Raw genomic sequence first — 15,265 nt, forward strand, 5'->3', positions numbered from 1 at the left:
TTTTGAGATTTCAGCAATATTCTTGTTTTACTGTTATATTTTGCGCTCTTTATTTATCTTTTACAGGTTTATCCGGTTAGGTGCAAGATGTGAGTCAAAGCAGATAGATCGTATTTGTGAATGCCGCGTCGTCACAAAGTAGGATGTAAACGCTAATCTACTGCATAGAAAAATTCTTATTCACTAGCAACTTTGTAAGCACAACTAATGTAAAAGTCACGATTTTAGGTATTGACCTTAATCACTCATTTTCAACCAGAACTGTTACAGCAGCGATCGCAATCAACATTTCGTCATTTTTATCGTTGAGTTCGGGAATCGCCCGCCCTTGAACTATCATCCCCCCAGATTCTACAACGAGAGTTTTTCGCCCAAATGGTAGTACAGCGAGTACCTCTTCTTCCCTAACTTGTTCTGGGTATGGCACTGCTACTTGAATCTCTATAATCATTTCATTGGGATGACTTAAACCTGCAACTTCCCAAACACCAGGTAAGGCATTGTGAGCGATCGCATTTCGTACTGCCCTAGATGCTGCTACTGTTGGTTCTTGTCCGTGCTGATCTATTCCCATCCCCATCTCGATAATCAAGCGTTTACGCGTCATTGCTACCTCCAATAAATCCTTCTAGGGATTTGCCACAACTTGAAAGCGTCGCATCATATCGAAGTCTTCGTGTTCCAAGATGTGACAGTGCCAGAGATAATACCCCGGTTTATCGAAGGTGGCAATGATCCGAACAACTTCACCTGGGTTAACAATTACGGTGTCTTTCCAACCTTTCTGTGAAAGTGGTGGAGGCTCAGGATTGCCGAGTAGACCAGCATTTTGTAGAAATAGCTTAGTCTTACGAGAGTCTTTGATAATTGGGATTGCACTGCCAGCAAAATTTTGTCGATTTAAAATCAGGAAGGAAACCAAGTGCAAGTGAATTGGGTGTGGCTCCTGTGTCGTGTTGTATAATTCCCAAACTTCAGTTGTGCCAAGTTTTGGTTTTTCAGTAATTGGTTCGTCATAGCGCAATGAGCCATCAGCCAATGTACCTTGTTCTAGCAGCTTCCGACCGTATTCATCCGTATTTTCAAAAAGAACTAGTTGCCGAGTCAGTCCGGTTTGAGCAGGAGGTATAATTTTGTTTGGTAGCAACCGTGTTGTCAGTCCATCACTTTCATTAGTATCGACTGTCGCATTTGGAATATTTGAAAGGGGTTGTTGCACCGCAATCTTGATTATCTGACCTGTAAGCTCCAAATCAGCTTTATCATCGAAGTTTCTGATGATGAACTCTTTTCCTGCATCGCCACTGAAGTCAACAACTACGTCAGCGCGTTCACCGGGAGCAAGAACTAAATTTTCCAGCGCGACTGGTTTTTCTAATAAACCTTGCTCAGTGCCGATTTCGTAAAATTTTTCCTTTGAATCGTTGAAATTTAGGTTGTAGAAGCGCGAATTTGAACCGTTTGCCAAGCGTAAACGGTACTTTCTGGGTTCGACCGCCAGCTTTGGCCAAGCCATGCCATTTACTAAGATAAAATCACCGTAGAAATTTGGCACTACACTTGGGTATGGAGCTTTTGAATAATTTGAACCAGGTGGGTAATAAAGCTGACCCTTGGCAGTGAAATCTCGATCCTGGATGATGAGTTCTTTCTCGTAATCACCACTAGGCAAAATGTTACGATTAATTAAATTAATTTCGTTGTTATCCCTCAGCAAATAGAAACCTATAAGACCAGCATATACACTTAAACGATTGTTACTGAGAATATGGTCGTGATATAAAAGTGTCGCTGCCCGCTCATTGTCATTTGCATAACTATAGTTCTTTTTAACCCAACTGGGTCCGGTTTGGGAAAAATCTTGGGTAAACCAAGCTTCGGAATATCCGTCGCTAGTCCACTCAGTATGACCACCATGCACATGTGTCACTGTAGGTACAAGCCCTTTGGAAAGAGCGTTTGCAACCGATTTTGTAATGATGCTCTTATCTACTGGAAAAAGATGTCCGGTTTTTGGTAGTTTGTTGTCCCACAGCACTTCAATCGGTACGTCTTTTCGTGTCACGAATGTGGAACCTGGGTAAGTAACAGCCTTTTGCCCTCTTGAGCCATACCCCCAAACTGTTGTATTCAAGCGTGCATCATCCTTTGTACCATATATGCGATCTGCACCAGGACTGCTGTATAGTCCAAGCCATTGCTTAGTTTCTCCCATCTCTACATCGAAGTGACCACCCTTTGTAGCATCTATCCTCCTTAGAGACGGCAGCGAATTGATGAACTTTGGTTGAGTTCTTGGATCTAACCGCGAATCAGCAGCCATAGTTAAACTCAATTTGGAAAAGATGATTCCAGCCAGTAGTATTACAAAAAAGATAAAGGAAAGATACAGTTTGAAGTTTCGCCTCCACTTAGTTAGAAACAATTTGCTAGTCATAATTAATCTACTCCTTCAAAAATTATTATTGATAGTAAGCTGGTGGAAATCCGATTACAAAATGCTGTTTATGTCTAGTTTTTTACTAGGAATAATTTTTAGTGTACTTAAATAAAATTCTGTGAGTTACACCTAAAACATACATAGCTTATTTAGAACTCAAAAAAATGATTTATTTTTTGCAATAGTTGACTTTTTCTTAGAGAATATTTTTTTAATTAAACGAAACCTTTGGATAGGCAGTAAGCGAAGCCAGAAAAATATACTACTTTCTATTGATTAACTCTCAAACTCCGCAAAATTCCTGATTAGTCCTCTGGTTGAGAGCCAAACGGTGTACACACAAGTCTTCTAGAGTTGCGCTACAGACTTTTGATCCCCCCAACCCCCTTTAAAAAGGCAGACAATAAGCTCTTAAAGTCCCTTAATTTATCAGAGGATTACGGATCAAGTTTTGTAACTGTTCTGTCGTCATGTCTTTTCTTTGTATAGTTTCTCCAAAGAATTTACTTTATTTACGTTTGGTAATCAGCCAACCTAAAGCGATAAATATCAAGGTAGCAATGATGCTTAAAGTTAACGATGCGTAAAGGGGATGTTTATGTATTAACGGGAGATTAATTTTATCAATATGTGTTGTGAATACGCCAGAAGCGATCGCACCACCGCCAAAACCTATGCCTAGTACTTGGATTTTGTTTTCTAGGGAGCGATCGCGCTCGGCTTGTCCCGTTTCTACTATACCTCGGATAGTATCAACAAATTGTCCAAACAATTCTTTACCTGGAGTCAGATAGTTAATATCTGTTTGTATTTGTTCTTGCCATTTCTTACAGTCTTTATTAATAAAATCTTGCCAGGATTGGAGGCTATTCCCGCTATCAATAGTTTGAATCTTCTCTAAACAAATTCTGTAATTAGTAATATTAGTAGTAATTGCTGTGTGGTGTGTTTGTAAATCTTGCAAGCATCTGGTATAATCAAAGTTTTTTTGGGGTATTTCTCCCATTAAGCTTTTTAAGCCAGATAATTGTTGTGTTTTATTTTTAGATATCAGGTTGTTAAATTCTTTAATTTTATTTTCTAAATCACTATAAATTGTTCTCGCTTCTCGGTAGCGTTGACGTGCTAGTTGATAAATGTAAAGTATTTTATGGTAGCTACATAATAAATTTAGCAACCAATCATAAGCTTTTACTGCAAGTGTTGCTGTTGCAGCTTGACTATTATTAATGAGTATTAAAATATGGCTTTGTTTAGCAGGATTATCTGGTTTATCTGCGTCAAGTGCTTGGTATTCAAATAAAAAACTACCAAACAGTTCTCCTTGTTGCGATCGTACAGGATTTAAATTTGTGCCAGCTACTAAGGCTATGGCTAACTTTTCAGCTAGTGTATCACAATCTTCAGTTGGATCTACTTCTCCATAAATCAATAATGTTTGTCCTAAAGATGCTTGAATATGAGATGGTAGTAGGGAACTTGGTTTAAAATGTTGCAGTTGTGGTATGTCTATGGGGATGTTTGGTGATTCTGGAAACAGAGTTAAATCAACTGCGTAGGTATCGTTAAGTAAGAAAGGCTGAAGATTAGCATTAATTTTAAAGCCTTCTGTTGTGGGGAGACTACCCAAATCTACGTCTTTTCCAGAAACACTTAACCATTCTGTTTTTCTTCCTTGTTCCCGCTTGGGGTTGTATTCACCATTTTGATAACAAATCAAATTCGAGCGTAAATCTTTCAACTCAACAAAATTTAGCGAAGTTTCACCCACCTTCACTAGATTTTCCCACAACAGATTAGCATTTGTCACAACTTCGCCGGGAAGTTCAGTTAGGGTGTGGCAAAGATGAAAAGCATAGAGACTGAGGCTGAAATTCTTCACTATTTTTTGTTGGGTTTAGTGTTTTCAAACAAAGGAGAGTTGTTTTTTATGGCGTTATCTACAAGTTCCTTTGATGATTCACTAGGTTGATTGGCTGGAGTCTGTGATTTACTATTAGCTATTCCTATGTTTATATCTACATCAATAGGAGATGCAGCAGTCAGTGATTTCAGGTGTTGCTTGTAAGCTTCTAGAAGTTGATTACGGGATTCTGATTGCAACCATTTTTCTAAAATTTCTGATATTTCTTCATTGTCTTCTGGTAACTGACCAGATAGTTGCTGTAATTCATGCCAGTCTTGAATAGGAATCAAATTTGATTGAGAGTCAAGGACTTGAATAAAAGCTTGGATGCTATTTTGATAAACTGACATTTTCTAAACTCCTTTACCTATGTTACAAAAAGCAGCCCAATAAAAAGGTGATTCAAAGGGTTTGGCTGAAGCATTTTTATGATTATCAGCAAAGTATTGATTTAGTTGTGCTTGCCAAACTAGACTTAGTGAGCAGTTACTCAGCCAATCTTGAAAGCCTTTGACTGTGGTATCCCTTAACCAACTTTGTGCTGTATTTAAAGCTAATACAATATTACTTTGCTCCTTTAGCTCTTCGTAAAATTTAATCATCAATAATGCTGTAGCTGTAGCACTCACAGCCCAAAGGCTACTGACTACATTGGTGCTACCTGCTAACAAAAATCCACTGGGTAAACCAATGTATTCATCACTAGTACTTGTGAAGTCGGTCAAACCAGTTTCGCAAGCAGAAAGAGTAACTAGGCGACAGTTTTCTAGTTTGACATGAGTAATGATATCTGCCAAAGTTAGGCATTTTGTCAAGTCTACTGCTTTATCTTTATCTCCAGGTACGGGTATATAACGTTTAGGGTCTTTCTTAACTAATTCTGAAGGAACAAAACAATCTGTCAATAATAAACCAGAATCTAGGGGAGATTTAAAATTAAAGTAACTGTGACAGAAGAAAAAGGCATAGTTAGCTTTGAGCAATTTTTCATGTAGTGTGACATTATTATAATTTTCATTAATGCCGAGCAAAATTGCTGATTTTTTGGCTTTGTCTTGCTTCATAATATAAGGATCAGCATCAGCAAACTGTTTTTTGATAGCTGTAACTGCTCCTAAATCTTTTTCGTATAAGTCTTCTGTGGGGTTTTGGATGGCAAAGAAAGATTGAAACTCAAAAGGTTGATGCAGTTGGACTTGTTGCAGAATTTGACAACTGGGTGCATAGCCTATGCCATTAGGGTATAAGTCAATTAGGTATGATTCTTTAACAGGTAAAGCATGGAGAGGAAAAAGGTGTAAGTAGCGATGAGGAATGAGGATTAATCTGTCGCATTGTTTAGGTACTAGGTCTAAGATTTCCTCAAAATGCAGAATTTCTGCTAACTTTTTTAGGCGTTCTTCTAGCTGATTCCGCCATTGAATTTTATCTGGATCTTGCTGGTTGTCGTAGTCATCCAGATATTCCTTTCTCCAATCGATTAAGGTATCTAAGTCTTGTTGATTAGAAGACCAAATTGCTGGTTTATCCTTGTCGTGGGTAATAATGAAAGCTCGAAAACAATCATCAAAAATGTACCATTCGATAATTGCAGTTTCGTTATCTAAGAGATTTTGAATTTCTTGAAAGCAGATTTTGCCACCAATTAAAGCCGAATTTTGTGGACTTGTTAATGTTGCTTTGGCTAGTAATTCTACTAAATTGCGGGTTTTACTACGTTCAATAAATTCTATTGCCTTAGTAAATTCTTCCTGATGAAGACAAACTTCCACCATATTTTGATAAAGTTTGCTCCATCTTTCTGACAAAATACGTTTTCTTACCTCATTCTTGATAAGATTTTCACGTAGATATTCAAAATTTATAATTGCCGACTCGTATGTTGTATATGCTAAATCAAATTCTGCAAAATATTGGTAAGTATTGCCAATATTGAACAAAGCTTCTGTTCGTGAAATATAAACTGCAATTTTCTGTTCTATATTTTCTACTTTGTCAGTAACTATTCTATAACCGTAAGCAATCTCCAAATTATTTTGCGTCATTGCCCATTGTTTAGCAAAAGTATTTTCGGTATAGACTTCTTGTGCAGTGGTATAAGCTGCTATTGCTTGTTCTATATTTTTTGCTTTATCACCCAATATTCTGTCTAGATAAGCATTGCCTAAATTATTTTGTGTTGTTGCCCAATCTAGGGGAAAAGCACTGCGAGTATAAACTTTTAGTGCAGCAGTATAAGCAGCAATTGCCTTTTCCAGATTATCGGCTCGTTCACCTATTATTCTATTAGAGTAAGCAATTCCCAAATTATTTTGCGTCGTTGCCCAATCTTGAGGAAAGTCACTGCGTGTATATACTTCCAGTGCAGCAGAATAAGCAGCAATTGCTTTTTCCAGATTCTCTGCTCTATCACCCTCAATTTTTCTACTGTAAGCAGTTCCTAAATTATTTTGTGTTGTTGCCCAATCTAAGGGAAAATCACTGCGGGTATAAACTGTTAGTGCAAAAGTATAAGCAGCAATTGCTTGTTCTATATTCTTTGCTTTATCATACTTAATTCTGTCTAAATAAGCATTGCCTAAATTATTTTGTGTTGTTGCCCAGTTTAGGGGAAAAGCATTATATGTAAGAATTTCTAAGGCAGAAGAGTAATTTGTAATTGCTTGTTCTATATTCTCTGTTTTCTCACCTAATATTCGCTTAAGGTAAGCATTGCCTAAATTAATTAATGTCGTTGCCCAATTTTGAGGAAAAGCACTACGGGTGTAAACATCCAAGGCTGTAGAAAAAGCAGTGATCGCTTGTTCTATATTCTCCGCTTGAGCGCCCATTATCCTGTTAATATAAGCGATTGCTAGATTATTTTGTGTGTTTGCCCATTCTTGGGGAAAGGCGCTGCGGGTTCTAACTTCGAGTGCTTGATTATAAGCAGTGATCGCACTTTCAATATTCTCGGCTCGTTCTCCTAATATTCTGTCACCGTAAGCAATCCCCAGATTATTTTGCGTCATTGCCCATTTTTCAGGAAAGGCACTCTTGGTATATACAGTTAGGGCGATTTCGTAGCCTGCGATCGCAATTTCCATGTTGCTGGCTTTGCTACCCAAAGGAAAATTGCTAATCCGATTACTAAATATAAAAATTATGTAAGCAATGGACTCTACTGTATCTACTTCTGCTTCTGCTAAGGTATTTATTGCCCAGTCACGCAATAATTCAGCAAAAATATCATTGAGTTTATCGGTATTTGCTGCCAGCAATGGATAAATTACTTGAGCATCGCCGTTGCTGTCTGCTGTTGCTTGCAGTATTTCTATTAAAAATTGCCCGTAAGTCTTTATATCTTCTTGAGTGATGGGGGTAGTTTCTGGGGTAGTGAGATATGTTGCTAAGTTTCTTAACCACTCGGCAGTATTTTCCTCTCCCTGCTGGGCAAAATACTCTGCTGCTACTACAGCAACCTGCACAAAGTCAGCATCTAGCAATTCTGTATTCGCTGCTAATATCTCTGGTTCTTCCCCGCTAGAACAACTTAGCAGGGTTTGAATTAGCTGATAATAAGCTTGTAAACGCTGTTCGTTCATGAGCAGGTGTGAGTTAGATGCATCTTGATGAAGCTTCAACAGTATTATCCATCTTGATGAAGCTTCAACAGTATTATCCTCAATTTCTGAAAAATGAGGGGGATGAAAAGTTTTAGATTCTCCTTAAAAAGGCTACGGTGTACACGCAGGTTATTGAATTACCCCTCCCTAACCCTCCCCTTGTAAAGGGGAGGGAACAAGATTTCTTATTTCCCCCCTTTCTAAGGGGGGATTAAGGGGGGTAATTCGACTTGTGTATACACGGTAGCTTTTCCAAGGGGGGATTAAGAGGGGTAATTCAGGGAATAGTAAGCATAGTCCAGAAATATGAAAATGCTGATGACAAAACTGTATAACCAAACCTCAGAAAAGCAAAAACGGCAAACTCTTAGAAACAATATGCCTCCATCTGAAAAAATAGTTTGGGCAAAACTTAGAAATCAACAAATTGAAAGCTGTAAATTTCGCAGACAGTACAGTATTGATAGATTTGTAGTGGATTTTTATTCTTCGGAATTGAGACTTGCCATAGAAATTGATGGTGATAGTCACTATCAAGATGGAGTTCCAGAATATGACCGCGATCGCCAAGCATTTTTGGAATCAAAAGGTACGAAGATTTTAAGATTTACGAATCCATAAATTTATCAAGATATTGATGGTGTGGTGGAGAAGATTAGGGAAGTTATTTGTAGGTTGAGGGAAGTTACCCCACCCTAACCCTCCCCTTATAAAGGGGAGGGAACCGGAAATCTTATTTCCCCCCTTTACAAGGGGGGATTAAGGGGGGTAATTCAACTTGTGTATACACCGTAGCTTATAAAAAGGAGGGAATTAGATGTTCTAGTTTCCCCTTTCTAATGTTAATTCGGCGATCGCAATTGTTGATTCGGCGATCGCAATTGTTGATTCGGTGTTCGCAATTGTTGATTCGGTGTTCGCAATTGTTGATTCGGCGATCGCATTTGTTGATTCGGTGTTCGCATTTGTTGATTTGGCATTCGCATTTGTTGATTTGGCGTTCGCATTTGTTGATTTGGCGTTCGCATTTGTTGATTTGGCGTTCGCATTTGTTGATTTGGCGTTCGCATTTGTTGATTTGGCGTTCGCATTTGCTGATTGCACTTATTCTCAAACAACAAATCGATATGAAAAATGAGTAAAAATACAGACAAACTTGTAATTATTTCGTTGAAGCTTTAATCAAATAAATCCACAAAACTACCCATCTCAGGCAAAAGGATACTCCACTATGTTGAAAAAGGAATTCTTAAAAAAAAGGATATCTTATGTCTTTAAGAACTCGTGGTTCTGCTGCTGTTGACAAAGCCCAACTTCGTCTCGCCTTGCTTAAATCTGTTGATGAAAATCTGGATTTAGGACATGGATTAACCATTGAAGCCTATAACCATCTCATCAACACCACCCGTGCGACATTAGAAGCTCATAACACGCTTGTGTCCAATCTTGAAGAATCGCGTAAGACAGTAACCCAGCTGGATAAAGCCCTCTCCGAAATGTCTGAACGAATGCTAAGTGGAGTTGCAACTATCTACGGCAGAAACAGTATAGAGTATTCCAAAGCTGGCGGTTCTAATGGAAAAAGAAATAAACAATCTAGTTCAAAAGTTGCTCCAGTTGTAGCGGTTCTTGCCAGTCAACCTACTCAAGCTGCAATTGCGAATGCGTCAATTAACGGTAACGGCACAACTCCTTTGCTGCAATAATCCACTTCCTGCATAAATCTAGTGCTGTGTCAAGGCTAAATTTGTGTATTAAATGTAAGTTGGGTTGACGTAAGGAAACCCAACCTACCTTTAACAGTTATCAGTTATCAGTTATCAGTAAAGATAATGGTGTTTATCCTTGGGTAACCGCCCCTCACCAATTGGTGGTAGGCGTTGGTGGTGGGTTTAAATCCCCCACCATACGCCGTGATAACTGTTCACTGTTCACTGTTTTAATCCATCTGAATTTTATAGTGGCGATGTCTACGACGGGCTACGCCTACGCCCTTGTGCAAGAGTCCTATCTTTATATTTGCAACTTTATTAACGAAAATTCAAGGTAGAGAGAGGTTTATCAAACTCGCTCTCAAAAAGCAAATTTTGGTTTTCATGTCATCTTCTATAATTGATAAAACCTGCACACCTAATTCTAGGCATGAGACTGTGACCGAATCAGGAAGTTACAAAGATACTGTAAACCTACCCAAGACTAATTTTGATATGCGGGCAAACGCCATCAAGCGTGAGCCTGAAATCCAAAAATTTTGGGAAGAAAATAAAATTTATGATCGCCTCTTTGAAAATAACCCTGGCGAATTATTTATACTGCACGATGGGCCTCCCTATGCTAATGGCTCACTCCATATTGGTCATGCCTTAAATAAAATTCTCAAAGATATTATTAATCGCTACCAAATGTTACAAGGGCGTAAAGTTCGTTACGTTCCTGGTTGGGATTGTCACGGATTACCGATTGAGTTAAAAGTTTTGCAGAACATGAAGTCAGCAGAACGGCAAAACTTAACATCTTTACAACTGCGACAGAAAGCGGAAGAATTTGCCTTAGCTACGGTAAACGACCAGCGCAATAATTTTAAACGCTACGGTATTTGGGGTGATTGGAACCACCCTTATCTAACTATGAAGCCGACTTATGAAGCGGCTCAAATTGGCGTGTTTGGTCAGATGTTCTTAAAAGGCTATATCTATCGCGGTTTAAAGCCAGTTCACTGGAGTCCTAGTTCTCATACCGCTTTGGCTGAAGCTGAGTTGGAATATCCTGAAGGTCATGTTTCCCGCAGTATCTATGCAGCTTTTCTGGTTACAAGTTTGGCGGAAACTGTAAAACCACTGTTGGCGGAATATCTCTCAGATTTGGGTGTGGCTATCTGGACGACTACACCTTGGACAATTCCGGGGAATTTGGCTATAGCGGTAAATGCAGATTTAAATTATGCAGTGGTGGAAGTTTCCCACCCAGAGGGAGAAGCGCAGAGTAATTTTAAATACCTCATCGTTGCTGCTGATTTAGTCGAACGTTTATCTTCAACGTTGGGAGTTGAGTTAACTGTAAAAGCCACCTTTAAGGGAAATGATTTAGAACATACTACTTATCGTCATCCCCTATATGACCGCGAAAGTCCGATTGTCGTCGGCGGTGATTACATCACTACTGAATCGGGTACGGGGTTGGTACATACTGCTCCCGGTCATGGTCAAGAAGATTACATTGTTGGTCAACGCTACGGTTTGCCCATCCTTGCACCAGTAGATGACAATGGCAACTTTACCGAAGAAGCGGGACAATTTGCTGGGTTGAATGTTTTGGGTGATGGGAATCAAGCGGTAATTGATGCACTGGCTGCGGCTGGTTCTTTGTTGAAAGAAGAACCATACCCCCACAAGTATCCTTATGATTGGCGGACGAAGAAGCCAACGATTTTCCGCGCCACTGAACAATGGTTTGCTTCCGTGGAAGGATTTAGAGAAGAAGCGCTAGAGGCGATCGCAACTGTAAAATGGATTCCAGCCCAAGGTGAAAATCGGATCACACCAATGGTAGCGGAACGTTCCGATTGGTGTATCTCTCGTCAACGTGCTTGGGGTGTACCCATTCCCGTTTTCTACGATGAAGCCACGGGAGAACCACTGCTGAATGAAGAAATTATCAACCACGTCCAAGGAATCATCGCCGAAAAAGGTTCCGATGCTTGGTGGGAACTTTCAGTTGAGGAATTATTACCCGAATCCTATCGCCAAAATGGCAAGTCTTACCGCAGAGGTACAGACACAATGGATGTATGGTTTGATTCTGGCTCATCTTGGGCGGCTGTCGTCCAACAGCGTCCAGAGTTACGTTATCCTGCTGATATATATTTAGAAGGTTCTGACCAACATCGCGGTTGGTTTCAATCCAGTTTGCTTACCAGCGTAGCAGTAAATGACATTGCGCCTTACAAAACTGTTTTAACTCACGGCTTCACTTTGGACGAACAAGGCCGAAAGATGAGTAAGTCAGAAGGAAATACGATTGATCCAAATACAATCATTGAAGGCGGGAAAAATCAAAAAGTAGAACCGCCCTACGGTGCAGATGTATTGCGATTGTGGGTATCATCGGTTGACTACTCCGGCGATGTTCGCATTGGCAAAAACATCATTAAGCAAATGAATGATGTTAGAGGTAAGATTCGCAATACAGCGCGGTTTTTGTTGGGTAGCTTGGATGATTTTGACCCGGAAAAAGATGCAGTTCCTTTTGAGGAATTGCCAGAACTTGACCGTTATATGCTACACCGCATCACCGAAGTATTTGAGGAAGTCACTCAAGCCTTTGAGAGTTTCCAATTCTTCCGCTTTTTCCAAACAGTGCAGAATTTCTGCGTGGTGGATTTATCCAACTTTTATTTAGATGTGGCCAAAGATAGATTGTACATCAGTGCAAAAAATGCTTTTCGCCGTCGCAGTTGTCAAACGGTGCTGAAGATAGCAATAGATAATTTAGCACGAGCGATCGCTCCAGTACTATGTCATACTGCCGAAGATATCTGGCAATATCTCCCTTACAAAACACCTTACAAATCAGTGTTTGAAGCTGGTTGGGTGCAGGTTGAGGAAAAATGGCGTAATCCAGATTTAGCGGAATTTTGGTCAGTACTGCGACAACTCCGCACCGATGTTAATAAGGTGTTGGAACAAGCCAGGATAGAAAAACTCATTGGTTCTTCCTTGGAAGCGAAAGCTTTGATTCATATACCTGACAAACAATTAGGTGATGCTATCAAAGCCTTTAACCCAGTTAAGGGTAACGGGATTGACGAACTGCGGTATTTATTGCTGACTTCCCAAGTGGAATTATTAGATTCTGCTCAAGGGTTGCAAGGATTGAAATATACAGCGCAGACGCAAGACTGGGGAATTGGGGTAGTGAATGCAGATGGGCAAAAATGCGATCGCTGTTGGAACTACTCTATTTATGTGGGAGAATCAGCAGAACATCCCTTAATTTGTGATCGCTGTGTTGCAGCCTTAGCTGGAAAGTTCTAAAAGCAAAAATTTCACGGCGCTAGCAAACTAGAAATCACTAATCTAAAAATGCCTAAATGCATTTAGGGACTTTCAACAAATAAGTTACTACTACTTGTAGGGCGGGCATCTTGCCCGCCTTTGGCTTAGGGTAATACGACATTAGTGTCAAGTTAAGATGAAATCACTGGGGTCAACTAGTATAGCTGGGGACTGGGGACTGGGTGAAAAGTCTTTGTCTTGAAAAGTTCAGATGCCTGCGGCGGGCTACGCCAACGGCCCAAGCCGCCGCTCCGACGCCAGTCGCCACAAGTCGGGAAACCCGCCCAAGGCGCTGGCTCGACTTTTCGCTTTGTGTTTAGGTTTTATCCTCCTCAAATTAAAATTGAACAAAAATAATAAACGGCTGCCCGAATTCAATAAATGACATCCCGAATTCAATAAACAACACCCCGAATTCAATAAACGACATCCCGAATTCGATGAATATACCTTTGACATTTGGGCTTCTGCCTTAACTTGACACCAATGGAGAGACGCCCACCTCACAATAAGTAGTTGAGTATTTTTTTATTTGGAAGAACGTTAACCCTCTTGCATCACTCTTGGAAAAAGCAATCGCTGCAAGGTTTATGAGACTTTACTTTCCAAATTTTGGCTACATTTAGGAATTTATATTAGAAAATAAAGCCTCAAACTTTGATTTAGTCATAGTTTAAGTTTTCTGCTTCGATATATTGTTTTCTAAGATTGATGGAAGAACGCTAATGCATATTTAATTTATAGAAATACCTTTTTAGCTTGATGAAGTCCGCATAAGCGCACTTTATTTGGATAGCCGAGTCAATCCCAGAAATTACGCAACTGGCACAAAGTTAAATATGTGATTGAATCAGGTTGCAGTCAGCGACTGAAAAGAAATTTTACGTAATACGCATTATAGTTATTTCGTATTATGCAGAAGTTCTAAGTATAATATACTTTTGCACAAAAAAAATGGGTGTTATTACTGAATATTTATCAGTAATAACACTGTATTATCTTCTATTAGAAAGCATTATTAAGAAAACATGAAGGTATGGATTAATACGTGTAATTTAGTTTAAAACATCCATTAACTCAATCAAAATTTAAGAGATACAAAGATATGTCAAATAAAATTGCTAAGGAATTGGCTGATTTTCTGCTGCAAATAGAACAGCGATCGCACTTTCATACAGGCTATCCATATAATTTAAGTTGTGATTACAGTGCGATCAGCAAATTTTTCAATTTTCTGTTAAATAATGCTGGAGATCCATACATTGAACCAGATTTTGGTCTTCATTCTCGTAAGTTTGAGCAAGAAGTATTATCTTTTTTTGCTCACCTCTATAAAATTCCAGAAAATCAGTTTTGGGGTTATATTACTGCTGGCGGAACTGAAGGTAATTTATATGGGATGTTCTTAGCAAGAGAAATCTACCCTAATGGCATTCTTTACTCATCACAAGACTCTCATTACTCCATACCCAAAGCAGCAAAACTATTCCGCATCCAACACAATGTTGTTAACTCACAAATTAATGGAGAAATGAATTATGAACATTTTGAACAACTCATTAGGGAAAATCGTAATTATCCGGCGATTTTAAATTTAAATATTGGGACTACTGTCAAAGGTGCAATTGATAACTTAGACAAAGTTATTGAAATTTTAGAGCGCAATCAGATTAAAGATTACTACATTCATTGTGATGCCGCACTTTCAGGATTAATATTACCCTTTCTAGATGGCGCTCTGCAAGTTAACTTTCAAAAACCCATAGATAGTATAGCTATTTCTGCTAAATTCATTGGTTCTCCCTTGCCTTGTGGTGTAGTTTTAACCAAGAAAAAATGGGTAGAAAAAGTTGAAACAGCAATTGAATATATTGGTTCATCAGATACAACAATTCTGGGGTCTAGAAACGGTCATACCCCTCTGATTCTCTGGTATGCAATGAAAACAAGAGGTTATGATGGATTAGCGAAAGAAGCAAAGACCTGTATAAATAATGCCCAATATCTTTTTCAACAACTTAAAATCAGAGAATATCCATGTATGCTCAATAAATTTTCCAATACCGTAGTGTTTCAAAAACCTTCTCAAAGGTTAATTAAAAAGTGGCAGTTAGCAACTTTTGAAAATTGGGTACACATTGTAGTCATGCAAAATATTGATCGGCATAAAATTGATATTTTTGTTAACGAACTGTTGTTAGAAGAAGGATTGCTTGATAATGTAGATAATTTTCAGCTACAGTCAGCACTACACTAAGAA

General features: G+C 39.0%; 11 protein-coding genes. 5 read left to right on the forward strand and 6 right to left on the reverse strand.

Annotated features, from left to right (window positions below; genetic code table 11):
• Positions 1-241: 241 nt before the first annotated feature.
• The 5 genes from V7K56_RS25665 to V7K56_RS25685 form a co-directional block, all read right to left on the reverse strand.
• On the reverse strand, positions 242-607 hold the full coding sequence (locus V7K56_RS25665) for a Lin0512 family protein (protein WP_334914911.1): 366 nt from the start codon (positions 605-607) through the stop codon (positions 242-244).
• Between the two features lie 21 nt (positions 608-628).
• Positions 629-2,323, reverse strand: coding sequence for a multicopper oxidase family protein (locus V7K56_RS25670; RefSeq protein WP_334914913.1), 1,695 nt, complete (start codon positions 2,321-2,323; stop codon positions 629-631).
• Between the two features lie 625 nt (positions 2,324-2,948).
• A complete protein-coding gene (locus tag V7K56_RS25675; protein ID WP_334914915.1) occupies positions 2,949-4,322 on the reverse strand; it encodes a hypothetical protein in 1,374 nt (457 codons plus the stop codon).
• Entirely contained in the window at positions 4,322-4,696 is a 375-nt protein-coding gene (locus V7K56_RS25680; RefSeq protein WP_334914917.1) for a hypothetical protein, read from the reverse strand. The genes V7K56_RS25675 and V7K56_RS25680 overlap by 1 nt, the downstream gene beginning before the upstream one ends.
• Before the next feature lie 3 nt (positions 4,697-4,699).
• Complete coding sequence (locus tag V7K56_RS25685; RefSeq protein ID WP_334914919.1) at positions 4,700-7,930, reverse strand: CHAT domain-containing protein; 3,231 nt, start codon at positions 7,928-7,930, stop codon at positions 4,700-4,702.
• 339 nt (positions 7,931-8,269) lie between these two features.
• Here V7K56_RS25685 and V7K56_RS25690 point away from each other — a divergent pair, with 339 nt between their 5' ends.
• The gene (locus V7K56_RS25690; RefSeq protein ID WP_334914921.1) at positions 8,270-8,572 is read left to right on the forward strand and encodes an endonuclease domain-containing protein; all 303 of its coding nucleotides are present in this window, start codon (positions 8,270-8,272) and stop codon (positions 8,570-8,572) included.
• Positions 8,573-8,793: 221 nt separating this feature from the next.
• On the opposite strand, the gene V7K56_RS25695 is transcribed toward V7K56_RS25690, so the two are convergent.
• The gene (locus tag V7K56_RS25695) at positions 8,794-9,042 is read right to left on the reverse strand and encodes a hypothetical protein (RefSeq protein WP_334914923.1); all 249 of its coding nucleotides are present in this window, start codon (positions 9,040-9,042) and stop codon (positions 8,794-8,796) included.
• Between the two features lie 177 nt (positions 9,043-9,219).
• On the opposite strand from V7K56_RS25695, the gene V7K56_RS25700 reads away from it, so the two are divergent.
• The 4 genes from V7K56_RS25700 to V7K56_RS25715 all read left to right on the forward strand — a co-directional run bounded on the left by V7K56_RS25700 (position 9,220) and on the right by V7K56_RS25715 (position 15,262).
• A complete protein-coding gene (locus V7K56_RS25700; protein WP_334914925.1) occupies positions 9,220-9,657 on the forward strand; it encodes a hypothetical protein in 438 nt (145 codons plus the stop codon).
• 444 nt (positions 9,658-10,101) lie between these two features.
• A complete protein-coding gene (ileS, locus tag V7K56_RS25705) occupies positions 10,102-12,984 on the forward strand; it encodes an isoleucine--tRNA ligase (protein ID WP_334914987.1) in 2,883 nt (960 codons plus the stop codon).
• Positions 12,985-13,216: 232 nt separating this feature from the next.
• Positions 13,217-13,390: a hypothetical protein gene (locus tag V7K56_RS25710; protein ID WP_334914927.1), complete on the forward strand. Its 174-nt coding sequence runs from the start codon at positions 13,217-13,219 to the stop codon at positions 13,388-13,390.
• 720 nt (positions 13,391-14,110) lie between these two features.
• Positions 14,111-15,262 carry a histidine decarboxylase gene (locus V7K56_RS25715; protein WP_334914929.1) on the forward strand — a complete coding sequence of 384 codons (1,152 nt, stop codon included), beginning with the start codon at positions 14,111-14,113 and terminating at the stop codon, positions 15,260-15,262.
• The last annotated feature ends 3 nt before the right edge of the window (positions 15,263-15,265 follow it).

Source organism: Nostoc sp. (genome assembly GCF_036917535.1).
Taxonomy (GTDB): domain Bacteria; phylum Cyanobacteriota; class Cyanobacteriia; order Cyanobacteriales; family Nostocaceae; genus Nostoc.